Genomic DNA, 24,968 nt, shown 5'->3' on the forward strand with positions numbered 1-24,968 from the left:
AATACAGGGGAGACACCAATCAGAACAGGGAAACAGCATGGCACATATCATTGCCGGACGATTGCAACTGCAGGATCAGGTGCAGCAGGCCATACATCAATTGGTGGCGATTGGTTTTTCAGAGAACCAGATCAGCTCCTTTTATCTCAATCCGCCCGGGCAGCATGATATGTATAAGTTGGGTGGTGATCGTGATGAATCACCCGGTTCCAAGGACGCTGGTGCTGGCGCAGTTGGTGGGGCAACAGCGGGTGGCGCAGTTGGCGCTGCGGTGGGGATTATTGGTATTCCTGTTGCAGGGCCAGTGAGTGCTGCTTTGGGCACCCTGATCGGGGCGCATGTCGGCTCACTGATCGGTGGCTTGTCGCAGATGAAAGAAAAAGGAGATGCCAAAGATGATGCAGAAAATGCCGCAACTGTGCGTCATTCCGGCATGATGGTCGCCGTCAGCGTTAATGGCCCAGAGCGGGCAGATGATGTGGTCACGGTATTACGGGGTCTTGGTGCTGACCAGATTGAAACGGGCGAAGGCACGATTACAGCTGGCAACTGGCATGATTTTGACCCCTTGCAGCCGCCAAAATTTATTTTACCTGTCGAGCAAGCTACAGTGGAACAGCAGGCTCTAGAGCAGGGAGTGACTGGTCGTGAACTATAAAGGTAAAGCCGAAAAGCATCACAGTACACGCGACCCTGACATGACCAGGCAGGGTGGCAAAGCCATGTTGCCGCATGAACGGGATGAAACGACTGACGACAGGGTAAAGCTACGCAAAGTCATGAAGCAAGCCTTGCGTGATTTGCAGCAAGGTCAGGTTGATACTGACCTGCACGGGGAACGTGGTGTCGAGGCGGCTATTGAGCCATCGGCCCGAATGGGACGCAAACCCTGAGTGGATGCTGTGTATCATTGGCTACAGGCTGCTGTTGGTGTTTACCCCCTCTGATGCGCCAATTCTGCCCGCTTTTTCATGAGCCCAAGTATGGATTGATGAAAATCGTTGAGGACCATTTTCCCCCATAAATCGCCATAAGTCTTCAGTTGGGATTTATTCACGAAGCGGGTGCTCAGACGCAGTTCTGTACCACCATCTCTGGCTACCAGGTCATAGCCACCATCCAGCACATTGAAATATTCACCTCCCATTTCCACGTGTCTGTCGAGCGCATCTCTGGGAATGCCACCTGGTGCGATATGAAACTTGTAATGCATGGCATATGGCTTTTGCCAGGTGGTGATGATTTCTTCAAAACGTACATTTTTTTCCCAGCGCGAAGTACGTACTGCCCCTACGCCTGCACCATTCATATTGGCTTCTATCGGTTTGGGTAAGCCTATCAGGTGCACGAATGAAAAACCGAGCTCGTCAGGCGCAATGTTTTTGACCGTTGCCAGTTGGTCAAATACTTCTTCAGGGCTGGCTTGTATCTGTATGACAGAACTGACCACTTGTTCGCTTTGCGCAGGTGGCAGACTGGCTTCAATCGGGCCAAGCAAGAGTGGCAGCAGTGCGAAGGAAGACAGGCTCACCCTGGATGCCCTGAAGCGATTATGTATCCAGCCAGCGATAAGGCCGCCTAGCATGGCGGCGATCAGAAATACCGGCAAAACAAGAACGATGCAGATTAATCCTTCCAGCAGGCATACGAACATGGCTATCAGGAAGCATAACATTGCTGAGGTTGCCGCTCGCAACTGGTCCGGGATGGAGATGCGTGATTTTCCGGCAGCAATCACAACGGCTATGCCGCCGATGCTGAAGGGAGTAACGATCAGGAAGGCAGTGGATACGATCTGCAGCCATTCATGCATGGCCTTGTATTCAAACCCAATACGCAATAACAGGCCATAAACAACGCCGGCAATCACGGCGCCAATAAGTCGGAATTCTAAACGTGCTGTGGGGGCGGACATGGTCTATGCCTGATCATGAGTTTGGATAGTGGCCGGAGGATTAATCTCGGCCTGATCAGCTACTTTGGTGTTGGAGCGCTAATTAAGCAGACGTTGACTGCAGTCTTGCCTTGTTAGCGAAAAGCCTATGAAAACACTGTAACAAACCTGTCTGATAAAGATTTATTAATTGTATTTCTTACTTGTATTCGACTTTAGGTGGTTTGTCATTGGAGTAGCTTAAGGTTCTTGATCTGACGCCTTCTGGCAAAGGGCTATTCATAATCTCTTTAGCCATTTTTTGGTTCCTGTAATTCATGTTATCGACCAGATTGTTATGGTCGCGTACTGCCTGGCGTTGGTTGAAAGCTTCATTCTTGGCGGCCAAATTGCTGTCTCCGCCTGCTTCACCACCTGAACCAACCATTTTCTGGCCGGCTTGCACAGATTTTTGCTTGACGCTGGACTTGGCGCAAACATTGTCTGTGAAGGTCACGCGTCCGTCGCTGTCCACACATTTTTGTATCTGGGCAGATGCCACATTGCTCAGTGCCAGCAGCATCGCGGCAGAAAAAAGATGTATGGTTTTCATAAAGAGCTTCCCTCAGGTTTTATAATTTTGGTAGCGCCGCAAGCTCAATAGCTGGTCGCCGTGACTTCAAGCTTCTCATGAACAGAATTAAAATTCAAGTAAGAGATAGTTCTGCACTCAGGTACGTGCTGGAGCCACGTATTTATCTATGTATTTATTTATACACCAGCTTCATGACCAGAATAAAACTTGCCAGTACCAGAGTGATCATATTGGCGATGATGACTGGCAGTGCATGCAGCATCAGGCCATAAATCAGCCACAGCATGATGCCAGTGACGAGGATGAGGTACATGCCCAGAGATACCCCTTCGGCACGTTTGCGGCGCCAGGTCATCCAGGCTTGTGGAATAAAGGCGGTGGTAGTGAGGAAGGCAGCAAGATAACCGATGCAATCGGTGGAAAATGGGAAAATCATTATGCTCTTATTTCGGTGGCAGCAAAAACTGACCAGAGTGAAAGACCAGTGGTGCCTGGCGCGTGAATTCGCAATGTTCCACTTCGCCGACGAAGATGACATGATCGCCTTCGGGGTAACGACTACGGTTATGGCATTCAAACCAGGCTGACGCCCCGCTTAGTATCGGGTGGCCAGTGCGTGACAGCGTGTATTTTACCCCTTCAAACCGGTCGGTTTTACGGCTCGCAAATTGTTCGGCCAGCCATGCTTGCTCACTTGATAAGACATTGACGACATAATGCGAATTGCCAGTGAACACTGGCATGCTGTTGGCTGCATTACCCAGACTCCAGAGTATCAGCGGTGGGTCTAGCGATACGGAATTGAAGGAACTGGCAGTCAAGCCAAGAAAAACGCCATTTGCCAGGCGAGTGGTAATAACCGTAACGCCAGTTGCAAATTGCGACAGGGCATCACGAAAATGGCGAGTATCAAATTCGCGCACTTGGGCGCGAGGGGAGCGGGTATGCATGGATTTCCGTGGTTTTTATTTAAACCATGATCAAGTCTGGCGAATACGGCTAATCTGTGGCGATTTCAGACAAAAATCGTGTATTCATTACCCCAACAACAGGTTTTGTTGTTCTGGCGCAGTATCTTAAGCAAAGTTTTCATAACATTATCCCAGATTTCTTGCGTCCTAAGCAGTCTTGCTGTGGTGGGTAAGAATGCTGAAACGCATTCCGCTCTGATTGATCAAAATAGTTCTTACTACTGGCTACTGCTGTAGGGCGGCGCTGACTGTGTTAAACTTGCGCCCTTGTAAGATTCCAAATTTTAGCTTTAAGTAGTTGATTCCGTTGATTTTTTCGTTTTTACACTTTCCTGACCGGGGCACTTGCTTATGTTCATGCGCATGTCTGTTTTTCTGACTGTACGTCGTGGTTTGATGGCCCTGATGCTGGTTGGCTTTAGCCTGAGCAGCATGGCGCAAACGGCTGGACAAGTAACGGATGAGCGTAGCTTCCCACCCAATACCAAGCGTGGCGTGCTGGATATGTCGAAATATCCAGATGTGATCATGGATGGCAAGATCAGGTACACCGTGCCAGCGACACGTTTTTATGATGCACAGAATATGCTGGTATTGCCGACTTACCTGACGGGTAATTACATCATTGTCAATTACACAGACAACGATTTTGGTGAGTTGCAAAAAATATGGATTTTGACTGCGGATGAACGCAAGCGGGTATTGCCCGCACCGCAAGTGTGGACGCCGATGCAGTTCAAGAGTAGCAATTAGCAACGGGATTTACGCCAAACTCAGTGATGTAGTGCCTTCGGTAATTGATTGCTGAGTAACAGCAAATTAGAAAATTATGCAAAAAAAAGTATTTATTAAAACCTTCGGTTGCCAGATGAACGAGTATGACTCGGACAAGATGGCGGATGTGCTCAATGCCAATGATGGCATGATCAAGACCGACAACCCCGACGATGCCGACGTGATCTTGCTGAATACCTGCAGCGTGCGCGAAAAAGCATCTGAGAAGGTGTTTTCCGATCTGGGGCGCCTGCGTGAATTGAAGCGTAAAAAGCCTGATCTGTTGATCGGTGTCGGTGGTTGTGTTGCCTCGCAAGAAGGTGAAGCCATTATTAAGCGTGCACCCTATGTAGACGTGGTATTTGGCCCGCAGACCCTGCACCGCCTGCCACAATTGATCGACGCACGTCGCCACTCTGGTCGTTCACAAGTCGATATCAGCTTTCCTGAAATTGAAAAATTTGACCATATGCCACCTGCCAAGGTGGAAGGTGCGACAGCTTTTGTTTCCATCATGGAAGGTTGCAGCAAGTATTGCAGTTATTGCGTCGTGCCTTATACACGCGGCGAAGAAGTCTCGCGTCGCTTTGATGATGTGCTGGCTGAAGTGGCAGGTCTGGCTGAACAAGGGGTCAAAGAAATCACCCTGCTGGGACAAAACGTGAATGCTTACCGAGGTGTCATGGAAGATGGCGAGATTGCTGACTTTGCCCTGTTGATTGAATACGTCGCTGAATTCCCGCAAATTGAACGCATACGCTTTGTCACCAGCCACCCCAAAGAATTCACCCAGCGCCTGATTGACTGTTATGCCAAGGTACCCAAGCTGGTTAATCATTTGTACCTGCCAGCCCAGCATGGATCTGACCGTATTTTGTCGGCGATGAAGCGCGGTTATACTGCAATCGAATACAAATCTGTTTTGCGCCGTCTGAAACAGGTGCGCCCTGACATTGCAGTGTCGTCTGACTTTATCGTCGGCTTCCCTGGTGAAACAGATGAAGATTTTGATGCACTAATGAAGCTTATCAATGACATCGGTTTTGATAACAGCTTCAGCTTCATCTTCAGCCCACGACCTGGTACCCCGGCGGCTAATCTGACGGACGATACCCCTGCGGAATTGAAATTGCGTCGCCTTCAACATTTGCAGGCCGTGATTGATGCCAATACCAAGAAATACAGCAATGCCATGATAGGCACGGTACAACGTATTCTGGTCGAAGGCCCGTCCGTCAAGGATGCGAATGAATTGCAGGGCCGCACCGAGAATAACCGTGTTGTTAATTTCGCTGGTCCCAAAGATCTCATTGGTACGCTGGTCAATACCCGCATTACCGAATCCTATAATTATTCCTTACGTGGCGAATTAGTCGAAGAGGCAGTGACAGCATAATGGCAAAAACTCCTGTGCCGGTAGCACACTTCATCCCTCAACCCTTGGACAACACCCGCCTTGCGCATCTGTGTGGACCATTGGATGAGAACCTGCGGCAAATTTCGTCGGCGCTGGATGTGACTATCTTCCGGCGTGGTGAAAAATTCATTGTCAGTGGTCACAATGCCGAAAAAGCCATAGAAATTCTCGAACATTTCTATGGACTGGCAAAAAAAATCATCACCATTGATGAAGTGCAACTGGCTTTGGTAGAACAGCGCGCCAGCAAAAATCTGAAGACCGGCAAAGCAGACAAAGCCGATGCCGTCACTAAAGATGATGTCGCCATCGATTCACCTTTGCCCGAAGATGCCGACATTGAAAGTCCGATGCTGAAAACCCGCCGCAGTGATTTGCGCGGGCGCACGCCACATCAAAACCATTACATCAAGGCCATACTCGAACACGATATCAGCTTCGGCATAGGTCCCGCAGGTACAGGTAAAACCTATCTTGCAGTGGCATGTGCAGTCGACGCACTGGAGCGTGATGCCGTTAAGCGTATCGTACTGACGCGGCCAGCGGTTGAAGCTGGCGAACGCCTGGGCTTTTTACCTGGTGATCTGGCACAGAAGGTAGACCCATATTTGCGCCCACTGTATGACGCCCTGTATGATTTGCTTGGTTTTGACCGCACGCAAAAAATGTTTGAAAAGCAGGTCATCGAAATTGCTCCGCTGGCGTATATGCGTGGACGCACGTTGAACCACGCTTTTGTTATCCTGGATGAAGCGCAAAACACCACGGCGGAACAGATGAAGATGTTCCTGACACGCATAGGTTTTGGCAGCAAGGCTGTCATTACGGGTGACGCCACTCAGGTGGATTTGCAACGCGGTCAAAAAAGTGGATTGATCGATGCCTGTCAGGTGCTGGATGGGGTGCGCGGTATCGCTTTCACCCATTTCAGTAGTGTGGATGTGGTACGTCATCCGCTGGTGGCACGCATCGTCGATGCCTACGAATCTGCGAATGCCAATGCGACCGCCAACAGCGCCGCCATTGGCCTGTTAAAACCCGCAACCCCTCTCAGTTCTGCACACCATGGTCGCAAAAAGTAAATCCGAAACCAAACCTCAAGTCAAACCCAAACTGACCCTGTCCGTGCAATATGCCGACAAGCGCCTGCAAGACCAACTGACCCGCCCGCTGATACGCAGGACCGTACAGGCAGCGCTGTTCTTTCCGGCCGAGATTACCTTGCGCTTCGTCAATGCAGAAGAGGGCAAGTTGCTGAATCATGATTATCGCGGTAAAGACTACGCCACCAATGTGCTGACCTTTGCCTACACCGAAGATGAAGATGCTGAAGTGACCCAGGCTGACATCATCCTGTGTACCGACGTGCTGCAAAAAGAAGCGGCAGAGCAAAAGAAAACGGTACTCGAACATGCACAACACCTGATCGTCCATGGTGTCTTGCATGCACAGGGCTATGATCATGAAGACGACGAAGAAGCCGAAGAAATGGAAGCCCTGGAGATAGAGATACTGGCGGGGCTGGGTTTGGAAAATCCGTATCAGTAGCGCTGGAGTTTGCACTCCTTATCCTTGGTTGGCGCAGGAATTTCTATTGAAAGAATAACATGGGCGAACACAAGCCTCGCGGCAGGCGTATTACCATGGGCGACCGCGCTGTAGTTGCCTATGGTTTACGTACACAGTTCTGGCAAGACCTTTACTACTATGCAATGACATCCAGCTGGCCAGTATTTTTTGCTGGTGTGGGTGTTGTCTTTCTGGTGCTCAATCTGTGTTTTGCCAGCTTATTCATGCTGGGTAATAACCCCATCGGTAACCTGGCACCCAATAATTTCCTGGGTGCTTTTTTCTTTAGTGTCGAAACGTTGGCGACTGTGGGTTATGGTGACATGCATCCGCAGACCGTGTACGGACATAGTGTGGCAACACTGGAGATCTTTGTTGGTATGGCCAGTGTGGCCCTGATTACCGGCGTCATGTTTGCACGTTTCTCGCGCCCACGTTCCAGCATTATTTTTGCAGCACAGCCTGTTAGCCATGTGGCAGATGGCCGGCGTGTATTGCTGATACGCATGGCCAATTCGCGCATGAATATCATCAGTGAAGCATCAGCCAAATTGCGTATGATGCGTGATGAAAAATCAGCGACTATGGGCAATTTTCGTAAAATTGTTGATATGAAGCTGGAGCGTGATCAACATCCCATCTTCATCCTTGGCTGGACCGTCATCCATGTCATTGATGAAAACAGCCCCTTGTTCGGGCTTGATGCAGAAGCCTTGCATGATATGAATGCTTCGTTGATATTGAGTATTGAGGGTGTGGACGATACGACCAACCTGCCGCAAAGGGCGCGCCATTATTATCAATGCAGCAAAATTCGCTGGAACCACCGCTATGTGGATGTCTTTGAAAATAGCACGGGTCTGACTCCGCATATTCATTACACCCGCTTCCACGATTCAGTGGAAATCGTGGAAGAAGCCGCGCATTAAATTGCTGATAAGACCAGGCTGGCTTACAGATGCAGCAAGATCAGCGCAATCGCAGCAGGAACTGCCTGCACGTACAGGATGCGGCGGCTGACAGAATATGCGCCGTAAGCGCCGGCAATGATGACGCAGGTCAGGAAGAAAATTTTCACATGAAAACCTGCCGGACCCAGGCACAATCCCCAGATCAGACCAGCTGCCAGAAAACCGTTATATAAACCCTGATTGGCAGCCAGCACCTTGGTGATTGCTGCCTTTTCCGGCGTGTTGCGGAAAGTCTTCAGACCCAGAGGTTTATCCCAGAGGAACATCTCAAGTATCAAAAAATAGATATGCAGGGCGGCGACGATGCCGGTGATGACGCTGGCGATGATGAACACGATTTCTCCTTTAAGGGACTGAAGCGGACTGCTGAAGCCTTCTATGTTTTACATACAAAGCAGTTTTCTTCATGTTGTTATTTGTCATGGGGTGTGTCGGTTTTTACTCGAACAGTGCTAAAAATGACACAAGCAAGCTCAGCTTGCAAGCTCTTTCGTGTCGAGGACTTGCTCTAAAGTAAATTGAAGATACCAGTAAGCTTAACATCGATGCTGTCTTGAAATGTGCAATTCCTTAGAGGGAAATTATCTAAAAAGCAAACGTTTGCACCAATAAAATTATGCTTTTGCTATTTATAGGGGCAGCTTTTTTTGCCACTCGTCAGGTCAAAGTTAAGGAAACCACCCGCATTTGTTGTATTCTGTAGGATTGAAACAACGGCGTTACGCCTATTATGCAAGAGCACTCTAGTAAGGTCAGACCAACTGACCTTAAACCCCATAGGTCATTGTTTGAACGCTTGACCGCCCTCATTTCTCCTGAACCTGAAAATCGCGCCGAGTTGCTGGAAGTTTTGCACGACGCGCAAGAACGCAATCTGATCGATGCCGATGCACTGGCGATGATAGAAGGTGTGTTCCAGGTATCTGATCTGTGTGCACGCGATATCATGGTGCCGCGCGCGCAAATGGATGTCATCGATATCTCCAACCCCATAGAAGAATGGATGCCGGAAGTGCTGTCCACTGCACACTCACGCTTTCCTGCTGTGGATGGTGACCGTGACAAGGTCGTTGGTATTTTGCTGGCCAAAGATTTACTGCGTTACTACGCGGCAGAAGCTTTTGAAGTCCGTGAAATGCTGCGTCCCGTGATTTACATCCCCGAATCCAAACGCCTGAATATCCTGTTGCGCGATTTTCGTGCCAACCGCAATCACATTGCCATGGTGGTAGATGAATACGGTGGTGTATCCGGTCTCATCACCATTGAAGACGTGCTGGAACAAATCGTCGGCGATATCGAAGATGAATACGATTTCGATGAAGAAGAAGACAATATCCTGGCGCTGGAAAGCAAAGGTAACGGCAAGCGCTGGCGCATCAAGGGCCTGACCGAGATCGAGCAGTTCAACAACATGCTAGGCACCACCTTGTCGTCGGAAGGTGCCGAAACCATTGGCACCTATGTCGCCAATTACATGGGCGCAGTACCTCATATGGGGGATGAATTTTCCATTGGTAATCTGTACTTTGAAGTTTTGCGGGCCGATGCCCGTCAGGTACAGATGCTGCTGGTTGAACAAAGACCTACTTTGCGGTCCGATGGTTAAGACGCTGGCTGGCGTTCTGTCGTCCCTGTCCTGGCGTTCATCTTTCCTGCTGATGCTGGTGGCAGGGGGGCTGAACGTCTTTTCATTTGCACCCGTCAATTGCTGGCCCCTGCAAATCATCAGCCTTGCATTACTGTTTGGCCTGATATTGAGGGATGGCAATGCAGCATTCACACGCAGGCAAACGGTCTGGCTGGCCTGGGCATATGGCTTTGCCTGGCTGACAGCCAGCGTCGGCTGGCTGGTGATCGCCATGACCGTCTATGGCGGCTTGCCGGGTTTGCTGTCGGTTCTGGCGCTGATGTTGCTGACGGCCGCCTTGTCGATTTATATGGCCGCAGCCGCTTATACCTTGCACTGGCTGCGTCAACGCTGGCAACTGTCGGCCATGGTAACCGCCTTGCTGATCATGCCTGCTTTGTGGACCATGGCAGAATGGTTGCGCATCTGGTTGCTGACTGGTTTCCCCTGGGTGTTGTCCGGTTATGCCCATACCAATAGCCCGCTGGCTGGTTATGCACCCGTGATAGGTGTGCTGGGGTTGTGCTGGCTGAACGCTTTGCTGGCTGCAGCCATTGCGCTGCTGTGCAGTACCAGATCATCACAGCATGTGAAAATATCTGGCGTCTTGTGTGTGGCCATCTTTGTTGGCGGATGGGCCTTGCAGAGAATCGAATGGACCAGGCCGCTGGGGCAGCTCATACAGGTGCGGCTGTTGCAGGGTAATGTGCAGCAAGACATGAAATTTGATCAGGATCATCTGAATGAATCGCTGACTTTGTACCACGACATGCTGTTGGCAGCACCAGCTGATTTGATCGTCACACCAGAAACAGCATTACCCATGCTGACATCACAATTGCCACCCGATTATTTGCCCTTGTTGAACAACTTTGCTCAAAGTACTGGTTCTGTACTGCTGGTCGGCGTTGCTGTGCATGACGGCGGCGACAAATATTCAAATAGCGTGCTGGGCATGTCACGTCAGTATGGCAATCAGGCTTACCGCTATGACAAACATCATCTGGTCCCTTTCGGTGAATTCATTCCACCTGGTTTTCGCTGGTTTGTCAAAGCCATGGCAATACCCATGGGCGAATTTTCGACTGCGGGGCCAATACAACCAGCCATGAAGGTAGGCGGGCAATTGGTCATGCCCAACATCTGCTATGAAGATTTGTTCGGTGAAGAAATCGCTGCCCAATTGTTGTCGCAATACGCCGCCGGTGAGCCGACAGCAAGCATCTTGCTGAATTCTTCCAATCTCGCCTGGTATGGCGACTCTTTCGCCATACCCCAGCATTTGCAGATATCCACAATGCGCGTACTGGAAACCGGGCGCCCCATGCTGCGGGCCACCAATACCGGGGCTACTGCGGTGATCGTCCCTGGTGGCAAGGTGGTAGCGCAATTGCCGGCCAATACCAAGGGGGTATTGACGGCGAAGGTGCAGGGATATCAGGGAATGACGCCATATATTCTGCTAGGGAATTGGGGGGTAATTGGCTGCTTGGTGGTGAGTCTTTTGTTGGGGTTTGTTTTAAGGCGGAAAATGTAGGGTGCGTTACTATGATTGCTGCTTATTGCGGTCGTTTCCAAATTATTGATATAGCGGTTTGCCCCTCATCGTACCAAACTCAACCACACCGGCAAAGTCAGCACCGATAGCACGGTACTTGCCGAAATCAGGAAAGCCACAAATGGACCGTTGCCACCCATACGGGCAGCCAATACGTAGGCGCTGGAGGCAGTGGGGAGGGCACAGAAGATGACAGCGATTTGTAGTTGCAACAATGGCAGCTCCATCCAGCGGCCTAATAGCAAGGCAATCAGGGGCAGGGCCAGCAGTTTGACGACCAGGAAATAACTGGCTATACCTTTGGCTTCGCGCAGCCCAGACACACGCATGCCGGCACCTACGGCTAGCAAGCCAAGGGCGATGGAGGCATTGCCCAGACGCGACAGGGGGGCGGCGATGCCTTCTGGTAACTGGACTTGCAAGACGCTGAACAACACACCGCTGGCGGTACCGACTACCAGCGGATTGCTGGCAATTTCTTTCATCAGCCTGCCGCTATTGTGTGCCAGCGCATACACGGCGGCCATATTGCATAGGGGAACCAGAAATCCAATCAGCAAGGCCATCAATGCCGTTCCCTGTTCACCAGCCAGGCGCGAAGCCAGTGCCAGCGCAATATAGGAATTGAAACGGAAGGCAGTTTGTACCCCCGATTCAAAAATGCGTGGTGCGGTCTTGAACAGAAACTTTGCGCACCAGCCCAGGAGCATGCCGCAGGCAGTGGCAAAAACGGCGACTTGTAGCAGGTGACCAGTGGTGTGGAAATCAAACTGCGTGCGTGCCGTGGTGTAAAACAGCAGCGCCGGAAACATGATGAAATAGACGATTTTTTCTACACCGGCCCAGAAATGCCCACCCCAGTGGGCATGCCGCGCCAGTAAAAAACCGAGCAGTATCAGTGTGAAATCAGGGAAGAGCAGGGTGAAGATGGACATGCCAGGCTATTTTTATATTGTTCGGAGCTACCTGTTATTTGAGTATGCCAGCCAGTTCGACGGCAGTCTTCACCTGCATCTTGTCAAAGATATGGGCGCGATGTACTTCAACGGTACGCATACTGATACCTAGCTGATCCGCAATGACCTTGTTCATTTTTCCTTGCAGTATCAGGTCCAGCACTTCCTTTTCACGACTGGAGAGCGTCGCCAGACGTTCATGGATGACGGCGGCACTGCCTGCCTGTCGCGATTGCGTCAGGGCTTCTTGCACACGGTCCATGAGCTTATTGTCGTTGAAAGGTTTTTCAAAGAAATCAAAAGCGCCACGTTTGAGAGTGTCAACGGCCATTGGTACGTCGCCATGGCCGGTCAAAAAAATAACAGGCAGGCGTTTGATCAGTTGTCTGGATGCCAGCATTTCAAACAGGCTGGTTCCGCTCAGGCCGGGCATACGCACATCCAGCAATATACAATCGCCCTGACTGTCAAAGTTTAATGGACGGTCGAGTGCTGTCAGGAATTTTTCTGCACTTTCATAGCTGTGTGCAGCAATCTGCCTGGACCTTGCCAACCATGACAAAGCGTCGCGTATGACTTCTTCGTCATCAATGATGTGTAACATGCTGTCTCCCAAACGGTAATCGGCGCTTCATTTGTCTGCGCTCTGCTGTTGTTGATAGATCGGTAATGCAAACTGGAAAATAGTACCACCCGCAGGGTTATCTCTGTGCGAAAGCTTGCCGCCGTGGAATTCAACCGCGGTGCGGCAGATATTTAAACCCATGCCCATGCCCGATGATTTGGTGGTGAAAAACGGTGAAAACAACTGTTCTGCTACCTCTGCGGGAATACCGTGTCCGCGATCCGTCACCGCCACGATGACTTGTTGCAGACTGTCATCGAAGCTGGTTTCTATGCGCAGGATGCGTTTCTCCGGGGGTGTTTTTTGCATGGCTTCAATGGCATTCCTGGTCAGGTTCAATAACACCTGTTCCAGCAAGACTCCATCAGCCAGCACGGTTGGTAAAGATGACTTGATTTGCCATTGCAGGGCAACATGGCTGGCTTGCGCCTGCAATTCAACCAGTGGCATGACGCTGTGAATGAGGTCGGCAATTTGTACTGGCTCACGCGTGGCTTCACGTTTCTTGACGAATTCATGCACGCTACGGATGATGTGACCAGCTCTTTGGGCCTGGGCGTTGGCTTTTTCCAGTGCGCTTTGAAACAGAGGGCGATCTATGATGCCTGATTGCAGAAGGTTGATGGCACCGGTGGTGTAACTGGAAATGGCTGCCAGCGGCTGGTTTAATTCGTGTGCCAGCATGGAGGCGATTTCACCCATGGTGGCGAGTTTGGCACTGGTATGCAGTTTTTCTTCTTGCTGCCGTGTCAGTTCCTGTGCATGTCGCAACTCTGAAATATCGAGGATGGAACTCATCCAGCCAGTCTGTCTGCCGTTTTCATTGATCAGCGCTGACTCATAAATCAGGACGGGTATACGTTCACCACTGGCATGCTGGTACACGGTTTCAAAGCCTTCTGATGGTACCGAGCCAGCCAGCAGGCGGGTGAACCTTTGCTGATACTCTTCGATGGCTTCCGGCGCCCAATAAGGCATGGGCGGTACTTTTCCTATGATTTCTTCAGCGGGGAAGCCGACCATGCGACAAAACGCCGGGTTGACATAGGTCAGACGACCTTCCATGTCCCGCGCACGCAAACCAGTGACCAGGGAATTTTCCATTGCCGTGCGAAAGGTGACCTGCTGCCGTAAGGCCCCCTCTGCTGCCAGCCGGCGATTGATATCTCGCCACAGTGCGATCAGGCTCCAGATCAAACCTGCTGACAGCAAAATGACAGACAGTACCAGCAAGTTGGAAAGCAGCTTGGGTTCACTCTTGATGCTGTTGGTACGCAGTATCAGGGTCAGGCTGGGTAGTTCGAGTGCCCGGCTGTGGGTATACACGTTTTTGCCGCTGCCACCAGCAGCGCGTTCCGCCAGTATGCGGTCATCAATGTCGGTGATGGTGATCTGGTTATCCTGGGCGAACCACCAGGGTACCAATTCATCCAGGATACCGCTCATGCGGTAGCTGATCATCATGCTGCCTACGCGATGCTCATCCTTGATCATGGGGATCTGGCAATGCAGCAGATAGGCATTCTTGGCATTGATCTCTAAAACCGGTTTCTGGCAGACCGTTTCTTCACTGACATCCAGTGAACCAAATTCAAATTTTGGTACCGGCAAACGCTCGGCACTGGCCAGCATGCCCTCACGGGTATCGACGATGACCTTGTTGTTGGCGTCATACCAGGCGATACGCTGGACCTCGTGGTTATTTTTTAAAATCGCCCGGAAGCGATCCAGTACGGTTTCTTTTTGCAGTTTGGCAGAGGCAATTTCACTGGCGATCTGGCGCAAGACTTCATCATTACGGTTTAACTGGAACTGTATGGCCTGCTCTACCCAGAGGGAATCAGCGATCAGTTGCTCTTGTCGCTCATTGGCTTCCATGCGCTGCGCTTGCCACGGTAACCAGATCAGCGTGGACAGAAACAGTAACAGCAACAGGATGGGAATAATCCAGCGCCATTTCTGATTTGGCCAGGATTGGGTGCGGTAGAGGCTTTTCATGGGACTAGTTTACTGCACTGCCAGATTTACGGACAGTGCGAAATTAAACTCTCTGTTCGTGATAATCAGTGAAAAGCAGCGAACGATCTCTTGCGGTTATCCACAGTTGTCAGATTGTGCTGACATTGAAATAATCCGTGCCACAATACAAAAAAAATGTCTGGAGACAAAGATGCAACTGAAATCAGTACGGCTTTTTCTGTTGACTGCCTTCATCGTCAATAGTGCAGCATTTGCGCAGACACCTATCGTCATTAAGTTCAGTCATGTTGTCGCCAATGACACACCCAAGGGTAAAGCCGCAGAACGTTTCAAGGTGTTGGCCGAAAAAGCCACCAAGGGGCGTATCAGAGTAGAGGTGTACCCGAATAGTATCCTGTACAAAGACAAAGAAGAGCTCGAAGCCCTGCAATTGGGTGCGGTGCAGATGCTGGCGCCGTCACTGGCAAAGTTTGGCCCTTTGGGCGTCAAAGAATTTGAAGTTTTCGATCTGCCTTATATTTTTCCCTCCAAAGAAGTGTTGTACGCCGTGACCGAAGGTCAAATAGGCAAGGATCTGATGAAGAAACTTGAATCCAAGGGCATTACGGGCCTGGGTTTCTGGGACAATGGTTTCAAGATCATGTCATCCAATAAGCTGATGCACTTGCCAGCAGACATGAAAGGCCAAAAATTGCGCATCCAGTCATCCAAGGTGTTGGATGCGCAAATGCGTGCCTTGGGCGCCATTCCGCAAGTATTGGCATTTTCTGAGGTATACCAGGCTTTGCAAATGGGTGTGGTTGATGGCACTGAAAATCCACCTTCCAACCTGTACACGCAAAAAATGTATGAAGTGCAAAAGCATGTCACTGTCACCAATCACGGTTACCTGGGCTATGCCGTTATCGTGAACAAAAAATTCTGGGATGGTTTGCCAGCAGATATCCGTGACCAGCTGGATGAAGCAATGAAGTCTGCCACCAAATATGCGAATGCCATCGCCCAGCAAGAAAATGACAGTGCACTGGAAGCGGTAAAAAAATCTGGCAAAACGACAGTGTACGTGCTGTCAGATAAAGAAAAAGCTGAATGGCGCAAGGCTTTGCTGCCAGTACAGAAAGAAATGGAAGGGCGTATCGGTAAGGATTTGATTGCCAACGTCAATAAAGAAGCAAGCAAACTCGGCTACAAATAATCTTTCAGGAAAGACGACCAAGCCAAGCCTTATCTGCGGCAATGGCACCTTTTAGCGGGCGCATTTGCGCATAGAAATCTGGTTCCGGCGACCAAGTATGTATATGTTGCTTCAAGAATCACCAAAATGGGGATTGCGTTGCTGAGCGTGGCAGTTCTGCCATATTTAATGGCGATGGCAGCTTTCCTTTTGTTGATTATTTATATAACGCAAATGACGATGTGCTTGCCAAATCTAATATACAAGTAGATAAATAAAAACAGGATTGACCAAAGTAAAAAAGAAATTGCCGTGTTTTCCGCTAGGAAATACGGCGATTTTTATTTTTGCAAAATAAAAAATGGCATTGCCTAGCACATTTTTAAGGGTTATGATCATATTTCACAAATCTGCAACAGTGCACCAATTTGTATCATTTTTATTTTGAAAGCCAATTCTGGCCATGCTATATTCTCGTCAGTTCAGATTTCTGCAAGACGAAAAAGCAGGTACCGGTTTAAAAGGCGGTAGTGCAAAATAACGGTAACGATACCGTACACACTGAGGAGACGCGCGTTTTTACTACAAGCTGAGCGGATGTGATAAATTAAAAAAAATCATGTACGCTAAACAGCCGAAAACGCGAAAGACGTTTTAAAGGCGCATCAGATGATGCGCCTTTTTTTCTTTTGCCTGAAAGGAAAATCATGCTGGATAAAGAATCGGGTATTTTTTCAGCTATCGTGGAAGCGCCGTTTGGCGCTGTAGGCATTCGTAGCGAAGGCCAGCACATTTCTGAGCTGGTTTATCTGCCAGCACGCTTCAAAGAAAAAGCACCAGCTGACAAACTGGCTGAGCAGGCAGCGATACAGATTGATGCCTACCTTAAAAATCCTGATTTTCAATTCACACTGCCTTTGAAAGAGGCTGGCACGGCCTTTCAGGGCAGGGTGTGGCAGGCAATTTCATCCATACCGCGTGGGCAAGTATTAACTTATGGGCAAATTGCCAAGCATTTGCGCTCTGCGCCCCGTGCAGTCGGTCAGGCTTGTGGTGCCAACTGGTATCCCCTGGTCATTCCCTGTCATCGTGTGACTGCTGCTGGTGGCATAGGTGGTTTTGCTCACCACGATGATGAAACCGGCTTTCATCTTGGTGTGAAACGCTGGTTACTTACCCATGAAGGTGTCGCCGGGTATACCCAGGAAGCATTGTGGAAGTAAAAAACAAGCCACGACTACCCACAGAAGCGGCAATTGAACTGCCAGCCAGCGTTACCGCGCAAATCGACCAGTTTTGTGATGCCTTATGGTTGGAAGACGGACTGGCCAAAAATACCATAGAAGCCTATCGCCGCGACATGCGCCTGTTTGCCGAGTGGCTGCACCATGGGCATGGCAAGCATCTGTATCAGGTCAGCCATGCCGATATCAGCAGCTATATTGCGGCAAAGCATGCAAGCTCCAAAGCCAGCTCCGCCAACCGGCGCATGAGTGTGCTGAAACGTTTTTATCTATTGGCATTTCGTCAAAACCTGATCAGCCACAACCCTTGTAGCAAGCTGCGCTCGGCCAGGCAGGCACCGCGCCTGCCAAAGACCATGAGCGAAGCCCAGGTTGAGTCTTTGTTGAAAGCACCAGACGATTCAACACCCCTGGGTTTGCGTGACAGGACCATGCTGGAACTGTTGTATGCCTGCGGCTTGCGGGTCAGTGAACTGGTAGGCTTGCGTTCTATTGAAGTAGGCTTGAACGAAGGCGTCTTGCGTATTACTGGCAAAGGTGGAAAGACCCGCCTGGTGCCGTTTGGCGAAATAGCTCGCACCTGGCTGGAACGTTATTTGAAAGAAGGGCGACCAGCCATATTGAACGGGCAGATTGACGACGCCCTGTTCGTTACCGCACGCGGCGGTGCCATGACACGGCAGATGTTCTGGATACTGATCAAGAAATATGCGGAGCAGGCAAATATCACGGTTCCGCTGTCCCCCCACACCTTGCGCCATGCCTTTGCCACCCACTTGTTAAACAACGGTGCCGATCTTAGGGTTGTGCAGTTATTGTTGGGGCATGCTGATATTTCAACGACGCAAATCTATACCCATGTCGCCCGGGAGCGATTGAAGAAACTGCATGCTCAGCATCATCCACGTGGGTAATAAAAAAGCGCCCGAAAATTTCCGGGCGCTTTCAATATCGTAGGGACCATTCTTTGAATGGCCTGATTCCTTAAACGATTTTATTGGAACTTATAGCTTGCAGCGAATGTGAAATAACGGCCTGTGTTGTTGTGCAACTGGTCGTTATAACCATTGGCGGTGAAACGTGGATCATATGGCGCTTTTGCATCAAACAGGTTGGCGATGGTTACGCCCAGTGTCAGATTTTTGATGCCTGTGTATTTGTAACCAACATCTACAGTAGTCCAGGACGCTACACTGCAATCAGCAATGTATTGATTGAACTGTGGTATTCCGCCCAAAGAGTAAGCAGTGGATGGTTGACCTGTACCGTAGTAGCAATACGCCGCTGGGTAAATCGTTTGGTTGTCAGAACGACGCAGTAAGGAAATGCCACTGACAAAGTTCACTGCACCAAACAGATTGTGCTCATTCTTCGTCCAGTTTAAGCCCATGCGTGCTTTCACACGTGGGATATCACCGCCAGAAGTATTCCAGTCAGACAGACCGCCATTCGAACCTACAACATTGGCTTCATTATCACCAATATTCTCTGCCCTGCGATAGGACAGAATGTAAGTGCCGCCCAGCGAGGCTTCCAATTTACCACCAGCTAATGCTGTACGATAGCGTACATCAAGATCAATACCAGATGTTTCTGTTGCACCTTGGTTGATCCATGGTTCAGCAATAGACAACAAAGGACCGGTGTTTGGAATAGGATTGCCTTTGGCATCTTTCAACCAGTTTGCTTGATTTGGATCGCGCGTGATTCCAACCGTACTTGCCGATTCATGATCCAACAGGAACTGTGCATTTGTCAGGATAACTTCTCCTTCTTTGCGCACTTTGTACCAATCCAGCGCTACGTCAAAATTGCGTGTTGGTGACAATACCAAGCCTAAGGTATAAGCCTTGGCTGTCTCTGGTTTCAGATTAGGATTTGAGCCGCCTGTACCAGACGCACTCTTCGCGCAATCGGTAGGGTCCGCTCCGGCAGCTGGGTTAGAACCATCTGGGCAACGAACGCGATCTTGCAAGCTGCTCAGGAAGAACTGCGCGCCACCTGGAGTAACCTGGGTCAACGCTGGAGCGCGGAAACCTTCAGAATAGCTGCCACGGAAAGCAATGGTGTCATTAGGTGTCCATTTTGCCCCAGCTTTTGGAGCAAAATTGGCTTTGATTCCGTCATATTTATCAAGGCGACCTGCAAAATCCATTTCAAAGGTTTTGGTAAATGGCGTGCGGAATTCTACAAAAGCAGATCCGACTTTACGCTGACCATCAATAATGGTGTTCGCAAAACCGAAGATATTACCGGCAGCTTTATCTGCATCTGGATCCAGTTTGATTTTTTCCTGGCGGAGCTCAAAACCTGCAGCTACGCCAATCGGGCCGCCACCCAGGCTACCGAACTCGGTACTACCTTTACCATCCCATTGTGTGATTTCGGACGTACCGGTATCAACGGTGTTTCTGGAAATGTTAGGGTCTGCTGCGATGGAAGCGATAGAGCGATTATCCGTCATCAACTTGCGCAAGGTTGGCAGGTACAGATTACCAAATCCAGTAGTTTTGACTTTGGACCGGCTCCACAGCACGCCTGTTTCCCAGTCGATACCTGCTGTTGTTCCCTTCAAACCACCCAACAGACGGGCGCTGTCAGCTTGCTCTTCACTACCACCCTTCAGGTTTTCAAAGCGATAAGCAAGTGCGGTGCGGACATTGTATGGGTTGTCCGGATGCCCAACAGGCAAGATCGCCTGGAATGGATCTGCCAAGCCGGTGGAGGTGAAATTGGTTGTAGGGGAGCGGCCATTGATGGCGATTGGTGCACCAGTATAGTAATTGGTGTTTCTTGTCGCTGCGGCTTCACCAAATACACTTAAATTTTCATTGATTTTGATTTCACCACGGCCAAGGAAGCTTGCTTCTTCTGCACGATTTTGTACTTGTGTATCGCCATCAACGTCGTAGATACAGAAAGTCTTGTTCAAGAAGGCGGCATTGGCGTGATTTGCAGCAGTGCCTGTTACTTTTCTGGAGTCAGCACAATTTGTCTGGAAAGAAGAATTGGCCAAAGGGAAATTTTTGCTGCCAGGTGCAGATTCGCGGTAAAGCGTTGCCTGGTTGGTGACAGCACTATTGGAGGACGCGTTTGCAAGCGCCGAGCCATCCCATAAAGTCAAGCGGTTATTCAATGCACCGTACAAGCCTTGCTCAATATCCTTGACGCCATCGCGCTTCCATACAGGGTCACGTTTGCTGAAATCAGCTGTGACAAAGAAGTTGTAACCATCTTTATACAGATCACCCTTACCGTAGAAACCATTGACATCTTTCTTGCCGAATTTATTGTCGTCGTTTGCACCTACCGTGGCAGAGATTTCGCCACCCTGGTAATCACGACGGGTAATAAAGTTGATTACGCCGCCGATGGCGTCGGAACCGTAAATCGCAGAGGCGCCATCTTTCAATACTTCCACTTTTTCCAAAGCAGAAATTGGAATATTGTTCAGGTCATACAGTGTTGACTTGCCGTTGTTCGGATTTGCATATGGGGCTGGTGCCATGCGACGACCATTCAACAGGATCAAAGTTGAGGTTGCACCAAGGCTGCGCAAGTCTGCAACAGCAACAGATCTGGAAAAGCCGTTTTGATTTGCCGTATTGTTGTAACCGCCCGTGCCCATTCCAGGTACAAGAGTTTTCATCAGCTCAAGAACTGTTGCTGCACCACTATTTTTGATTTCCTGGGTGCTAATTGTTTGAATAGCAGACGTACCTTCTTTATCCGTGCGCTTGATGTTTGAGCCAGTAATTTCGATACGTTGTGGAGCAGCAGTAGATTCTGTCTGAGCCTGGGCATAGCCCCCGATCAGCATGGAACCAGCTATTACGCTCAATGCCAGACGTACGGACTGTACGCCAATTTTTTCTTTGAAAATCATTATTATTCCCTCTTTATAGATAGACCAGATGCAATCGGGTGCCGGATCCGTTTGTGGCAGTTTAACTTTGGCACGTCGGAAAGTTTTTTGAACTTTGATGTTTGCCTGTACTGCAGTCTGATGAGATATTGCTATGTTTTTTCCTCTTTAAGCTTATGCGCGGGAAAATGAAAGGCAATTAATCAAACAGAACTTTATTATGTAAATAAAACACCTTAATGGGAAAGCATTTGTTACTGTTTTTTGATTTCTTGTTGTATGACGGAGACAGGAAATGAAAATTTACTTTCTAAATTTTTAAAAAACTACGATTTACCAGTTTTTTTGAAATTAACTCAAATACATATAATTTCAAGTAATAAGCTTATAAAAACAGGTAAATTAACTTAATTTCTTGAAAAACAGACTGTAAATAATTATTTAATTGCTTAAATGAAAATTCTTTTTTGCTATAAAATGCGAAAAATTTTTTCAAATTTTCAAATGACTGCAAAAATTGTCCAGTAAAAAAGTTCCTGCAACTTGTAAGAACTTGTAACGAAATCTGTGGTCTACGAGCACAGCCAGGGAGCCGGCTAAAGTCGGGTTTGCCGCCTGTTTCTAATTTAATCGGGATTGATTATGAAATCGTCAAAAGAAAGCCAATTTAAGAAAAAAACCATGCTGCTTTTGTTATGTGCATTGGGAAGCGCCGCATTTGCGCAAACACCGCCAGCAACACCTGCTGCAGGCGTGCCGCCGGCTAACGGTGTTGCTACTCCTGTGCCAGGTACGACTCCGGCTGCTGCTCCGGTGGCATTGCGTCCGTTTAAAGATATCATCAAGGATGCCAAAGAGCTTAAGGGCTTTTTCAATCTGTATCAGAAAGACGACAAGGTCTGGCTGGAAATTCGTCCTGAGCAATTCGACAAGCCTTTCCTGTTTACCTATAACATCCCGAACAGCATAGGTGAGCGTGGTTTGTATGGTAGCCAGATGGGAGGAGGTCATCAGGCGGTTTTCCATAAAATTGGTAACCAGGTTCAATTGCTGGCTAAGAATACTGAGTATTATGCGACTCCGGGTACGCCGCAGGCGCAGGCAGTAGCTCAGGCTTTTTCTGATAGCTTGCTGGGTAGCGCCCCCGTGTTAAGTTCGCCGCATGTTGAATCAAAAGGCATTCTGGTCGACGCTAGTGCGCTGTTGTTCTCAGATATCCCCGGTTATTCGACCCGCCTGGAATCTGCTTATCGCATGGCCTATGCGATTGATCGCACCAATACCAGCTTCAGTAAGATCAACGTAGACGAATCCCTTGCAGGCTTTCTGGTCAACGCCCATTTCTTTGTTCCAAGGATTGCAGCGGCACCGCTGGTACCGACGCCAGTGCCTATGCCAACACCGCCACAGACGACGCCAGACCCACGCAGTTTCTTCGTCGGCTTCTACTATAACTTCTCGGCTTTACCTGCAGAAGTCATGCACCCACGTATGGCAGATGACCGCATCGGCCACTTTGTGACGACCAGCTACGACTTTACTGACGATATAAAGCCGAAGACATCACGCCATTTTGTGAACCGCTGGCGCCTGGAAAAGAAAGACCCATCTGCCGCTTTGTCAGAACCGGTGCAGCCCATCGTTTACTGGCTGGATAAAAATATCCCTGAGAAATACCGCCAATCGATTACCGAAGGCATCCTGGAATGGAATAAGGCTTTCGAGAAAATTGGTTTCAAAAACGCCGTATTGGCCAAGCAGCAGACTGAAAGCGATACTTTTGACACCATGGATGCACGTCATGCATCAGTTCGCTGGTTTGTCGGCGCCGACGTAGGCTTTGCCATTGGCCCTTCGCGTATGGATGATCGTAGTGGTGAAATTCTGGATGCTGACATTGGCATGTCTGATGTATTTGCCCGTGGTGCCCGCCGGGTAATAGGGGAAGACATGCCCGGCCAGGTTGCCAGTCCACATAATGGCGACTGCGATTTTGCCCATGAAGCCACCATGGAAATGGGCTTTGCCATGGAATTGCTGGAAGCGCGCGGTGAAGTGGATATGGATAGTCCAAAAGCTGAGGCACTCGCACAAGCCTATGTCAAAGATGTCATCATGCATGAAGTAGGCCATACCTTGGGCCTGCGTCATAACTTCCGCTCTTCCACTATTTATACGCTCAAGCAATTGCAGGATCCTGCCTTCACCAAAGTCAATGGTTTGGCTGGCTCAGTTATGGATTACATTCCTTTCAATCTGGCAATCAAGGGTGAGCCGCAGGGCGAGTATGTGATGTCTTCACTTGGCCCGTATGATTATTGGGCTATTGAATACGCATACAAACCGATAGAAGCCGAGAAGGAAAAAGACGAACTGGCGCGTATCGCGTCGCGTTCTACAGAACCCTTGCTGGCTTATGGTACGGATGAAGACTCCATCAGTGCCGTGATGTCTGACCCAGATGTTAACATCTTCGATCTGGGTTCTGACCCTTTGACATATATCCAGAAGCGCCTGACGATTTCCCGTGAGCTATGGGATAAATTGCAGACACGCCAATTGAAAGCTGGCGACAGCTATGAAAGCCTGCGTCGCAGCTTCGAATATGGTTTTGGGCAATTTGCCCGTACCGTACCCTTGGCGACTAAATATGTCGGTGGCACCACCTTCCTCAGGGATCATGCCGGAACTGGTCGCGCTACCTTCACGCCAGTGCCGGTAGAACGCCAGCGCCAGGCTTTGAAGCTGGTGTCAGACAGTTTGTTCACCGCCAAGAGTTTTGTGTTCACCCCAGAATTGCTGAGCCGTTTGGGCGTGGATCATTTTCAGCGCGCAGGCCGCAGCGATATTTCCATCTCGGCCCGTTTGCTGGGTTTGCAAACTGCGGCACTGGATCAGTTAATGTCGGATGTGGTTGCACAGCGTATGCTCAATACGGCAGAAAAGCTGCGTGATCCCAAGAAAGCGCTGTCTCTGCATGAACTGTATGGGAATTTGCAAGCGAGTATATGGAGTGAATTGTCCAGTGGTGCAGAAATCACGTCTGCCCGCCGCAATCTGCAGCGTGAGCATTTAAAGCGTTTGTCAAATGCATTGATCAAACCAACTGCAACGGCACCGGCGGATGCCCGCAGCCTGCAAAGAGAACAGGCTACGCAATTGCTGTCAGCCATTCGTGGTGCTGTTGGCAAATCCATGAGCCCTGAGTCACGCGCACATTTGTCGGAAAGCCTGGCTACTTTGAACGAAGTGTTGAAAGCGTCGTTGGTAAAAACAGGTGTCTGAGCGACTGTCATACTGAATCTGATTTTTCAGGCAATTTCTGAAGCCCGTGCCTTTGGCACGGGTTTTTTATTGAAGCATCGTATCTGGTTGTGGCGGGATGTTGATGGCTGTCGCCATGTCGGTAGCTCAACACCAACTAAAGAGGTTAAGGAATATTTCCGAAAGGAAATGATTGGTTTTATGCGGTGAAAACAAAGTGACTCAAAAAAACAACATTCTAAATATATTTATTAAGTTGATTAAAGGCCAATTTAAAAAAACATAATTTTGACAGGGCGATAAATTTCATAAAAAAACGTTCTTTTTGTGAAAAAAACAAAAACAATATTTCAAAATTTAACAAACTCCAGATGCTCTCTCAAAAATGTGTCGGTAAAAACTCTGTAAGTAACATTCTGTAACGGCTCATAATCAAATTTCTTTCAATGTACGTGGTGGCTTTGAAAAAAAATACACCAAAAACAGATGGCGCAACTTGTTT

22 protein-coding genes are annotated in these 24,968 nt (G+C 49.2%); 13 read left to right on the forward strand and 9 right to left on the reverse strand.

Going from position 1 to position 24,968, the window contains the following annotated elements:
* The first annotated feature begins 37 nt into the window (after nucleotides 1–37).
* A complete protein-coding gene (locus tag AC1RVX_RS21970) occupies nucleotides 38–658 on the forward strand; it encodes a hypothetical protein (protein ID WP_493218714.1) in 621 nt (206 codons plus the stop codon).
* The gene (locus AC1RVX_RS21975) at nucleotides 648–893 is read left to right on the forward strand and encodes a hypothetical protein (protein ID WP_493218715.1); all 246 of its coding nucleotides are present in this window, start codon (nucleotides 648–650) and stop codon (nucleotides 891–893) included. Before AC1RVX_RS21970 ends, AC1RVX_RS21975 begins: the two co-directional genes overlap by 11 nt.
* A gap of 41 nt (nucleotides 894–934) precedes the next feature.
* On the opposite strand, the gene AC1RVX_RS21980 is transcribed toward AC1RVX_RS21975, so the two are convergent.
* From AC1RVX_RS21980 to AC1RVX_RS21995, 4 genes are all read right to left on the reverse strand, one after another.
* Nucleotides 935–1,915 (reverse strand): SRPBCC family protein, encoded by a 981-nt coding sequence (locus tag AC1RVX_RS21980; RefSeq protein WP_493218716.1) that lies wholly within the window; start codon nucleotides 1,913–1,915, stop codon nucleotides 935–937.
* A gap of 178 nt (nucleotides 1,916–2,093) precedes the next feature.
* Entirely contained in the window at nucleotides 2,094–2,486 is a 393-nt protein-coding gene (locus AC1RVX_RS21985) for a DUF4124 domain-containing protein (protein ID WP_493218717.1), read from the reverse strand.
* A gap of 154 nt (nucleotides 2,487–2,640) precedes the next feature.
* Nucleotides 2,641–2,904: a SemiSWEET transporter gene (locus AC1RVX_RS21990; protein ID WP_493218718.1), complete on the reverse strand. Its 264-nt coding sequence runs from the start codon at nucleotides 2,902–2,904 to the stop codon at nucleotides 2,641–2,643.
* A 7-nt stretch (nucleotides 2,905–2,911) separates the two neighbouring features.
* Nucleotides 2,912–3,418: a flavin reductase family protein gene (locus AC1RVX_RS21995; RefSeq protein ID WP_493218719.1), complete on the reverse strand. Its 507-nt coding sequence runs from the start codon at nucleotides 3,416–3,418 to the stop codon at nucleotides 2,912–2,914.
* Between the two features lie 378 nt (nucleotides 3,419–3,796).
* On the opposite strand from AC1RVX_RS21995, the gene AC1RVX_RS22000 reads away from it, so the two are divergent.
* The 5 genes from AC1RVX_RS22000 to AC1RVX_RS22020 all read left to right on the forward strand — a co-directional run bounded on the left by AC1RVX_RS22000 (nucleotide 3,797) and on the right by AC1RVX_RS22020 (nucleotide 8,128).
* Nucleotides 3,797–4,192: a hypothetical protein gene (locus AC1RVX_RS22000; protein ID WP_493218720.1), complete on the forward strand. Its 396-nt coding sequence runs from the start codon at nucleotides 3,797–3,799 to the stop codon at nucleotides 4,190–4,192.
* A 76-nt stretch (nucleotides 4,193–4,268) separates the two neighbouring features.
* Nucleotides 4,269–5,609, forward strand: a complete 1,341-nt coding sequence (gene miaB / locus AC1RVX_RS22005; RefSeq protein ID WP_493218721.1) for a tRNA (N6-isopentenyl adenosine(37)-C2)-methylthiotransferase MiaB — start codon at nucleotides 4,269–4,271, stop codon at nucleotides 5,607–5,609.
* Entirely contained in the window at nucleotides 5,606–6,712 is a 1,107-nt protein-coding gene (locus AC1RVX_RS22010) for a PhoH family protein (RefSeq protein ID WP_493218883.1), read from the forward strand. The genes miaB and AC1RVX_RS22010 overlap by 4 nt, the downstream gene beginning before the upstream one ends.
* Nucleotides 6,696–7,178: an rRNA maturation RNase YbeY gene (ybeY, locus tag AC1RVX_RS22015; protein ID WP_493218722.1), complete on the forward strand. Its 483-nt coding sequence runs from the start codon at nucleotides 6,696–6,698 to the stop codon at nucleotides 7,176–7,178. Before AC1RVX_RS22010 ends, ybeY begins: the two co-directional genes overlap by 17 nt.
* Nucleotides 7,179–7,237: 59 nt before the next feature.
* Nucleotides 7,238–8,128, forward strand: a complete 891-nt coding sequence (locus AC1RVX_RS22020; RefSeq protein WP_493218723.1) for an ion channel — start codon at nucleotides 7,238–7,240, stop codon at nucleotides 8,126–8,128.
* Nucleotides 8,129–8,151: 23 nt separating this feature from the next.
* Here AC1RVX_RS22020 and AC1RVX_RS22025 read toward each other — a convergent pair whose 3' ends face one another.
* Complete coding sequence (locus AC1RVX_RS22025; RefSeq protein WP_493218884.1) at nucleotides 8,152–8,496, reverse strand: DUF1304 domain-containing protein; 345 nt, start codon at nucleotides 8,494–8,496, stop codon at nucleotides 8,152–8,154.
* A 404-nt stretch (nucleotides 8,497–8,900) separates the two neighbouring features.
* Between AC1RVX_RS22025 and AC1RVX_RS22030 the strand changes: the two genes are divergently transcribed.
* Together AC1RVX_RS22030 and lnt are read left to right on the forward strand one after the other, a co-directional pair.
* Nucleotides 8,901–9,779, forward strand: coding sequence for a CorC family transporter (locus tag AC1RVX_RS22030; RefSeq protein WP_493218724.1), 879 nt, complete (start codon nucleotides 8,901–8,903; stop codon nucleotides 9,777–9,779).
* On the forward strand, nucleotides 9,772–11,337 hold the full coding sequence (gene lnt / locus AC1RVX_RS22035; RefSeq protein ID WP_493218725.1) for an apolipoprotein N-acyltransferase: 1,566 nt from the start codon (nucleotides 9,772–9,774) through the stop codon (nucleotides 11,335–11,337). The genes AC1RVX_RS22030 and lnt overlap by 8 nt, the downstream gene beginning before the upstream one ends.
* A gap of 65 nt (nucleotides 11,338–11,402) precedes the next feature.
* On the opposite strand, the gene AC1RVX_RS22040 is transcribed toward lnt, so the two are convergent.
* Genes AC1RVX_RS22040 through AC1RVX_RS22050 form a run of 3 tightly spaced genes read right to left on the reverse strand, consistent with a single transcriptional unit; the run spans nucleotide 11,403 to nucleotide 14,937 of the window.
* The gene (locus AC1RVX_RS22040; RefSeq protein ID WP_493218726.1) at nucleotides 11,403–12,293 is read right to left on the reverse strand and encodes an AEC family transporter; all 891 of its coding nucleotides are present in this window, start codon (nucleotides 12,291–12,293) and stop codon (nucleotides 11,403–11,405) included.
* Nucleotides 12,294–12,327: 34 nt separating this feature from the next.
* Complete coding sequence (locus AC1RVX_RS22045; protein ID WP_493218727.1) at nucleotides 12,328–12,918, reverse strand: response regulator transcription factor; 591 nt, start codon at nucleotides 12,916–12,918, stop codon at nucleotides 12,328–12,330.
* A 27-nt stretch (nucleotides 12,919–12,945) separates the two neighbouring features.
* Nucleotides 12,946–14,937, reverse strand: a complete 1,992-nt coding sequence (locus AC1RVX_RS22050) for a sensor histidine kinase (protein ID WP_493218728.1) — start codon at nucleotides 14,935–14,937, stop codon at nucleotides 12,946–12,948.
* A 172-nt stretch (nucleotides 14,938–15,109) separates the two neighbouring features.
* On the opposite strand from AC1RVX_RS22050, the gene AC1RVX_RS22055 reads away from it, so the two are divergent.
* The 3 genes from AC1RVX_RS22055 to xerD all read left to right on the forward strand — a co-directional run bounded on the left by AC1RVX_RS22055 (nucleotide 15,110) and on the right by xerD (nucleotide 18,251).
* On the forward strand, nucleotides 15,110–16,114 hold the full coding sequence (locus AC1RVX_RS22055; protein ID WP_493218729.1) for a TRAP transporter substrate-binding protein: 1,005 nt from the start codon (nucleotides 15,110–15,112) through the stop codon (nucleotides 16,112–16,114).
* 686 nt (nucleotides 16,115–16,800) lie between these two features.
* Nucleotides 16,801–17,316 (forward strand): methylated-DNA--[protein]-cysteine S-methyltransferase, encoded by a 516-nt coding sequence (locus AC1RVX_RS22060; RefSeq protein WP_493218730.1) that lies wholly within the window; start codon nucleotides 16,801–16,803, stop codon nucleotides 17,314–17,316.
* A gap of 32 nt (nucleotides 17,317–17,348) precedes the next feature.
* Entirely contained in the window at nucleotides 17,349–18,251 is a 903-nt protein-coding gene (gene xerD / locus AC1RVX_RS22065) for a site-specific tyrosine recombinase XerD (RefSeq protein ID WP_493218885.1), read from the forward strand.
* Between the two features lie 80 nt (nucleotides 18,252–18,331).
* On the opposite strand, the gene AC1RVX_RS22070 is transcribed toward xerD, so the two are convergent.
* Nucleotides 18,332–21,223 carry a TonB-dependent receptor plug domain-containing protein gene (locus AC1RVX_RS22070; protein ID WP_493218731.1) on the reverse strand — a complete coding sequence of 964 codons (2,892 nt, stop codon included), beginning with the start codon at nucleotides 21,221–21,223 and terminating at the stop codon, nucleotides 18,332–18,334.
* A gap of 660 nt (nucleotides 21,224–21,883) precedes the next feature.
* Here AC1RVX_RS22070 and AC1RVX_RS22075 point away from each other — a divergent pair.
* Nucleotides 21,884–24,487 carry a zinc-dependent metalloprotease gene (locus AC1RVX_RS22075; protein ID WP_493218732.1) on the forward strand — a complete coding sequence of 868 codons (2,604 nt, stop codon included), beginning with the start codon at nucleotides 21,884–21,886 and terminating at the stop codon, nucleotides 24,485–24,487.
* Nucleotides 24,488–24,968 lie beyond the last annotated feature (481 nt).

Source organism: Undibacterium sp. GW821-FHT11B02 (assembly GCF_058808955.1).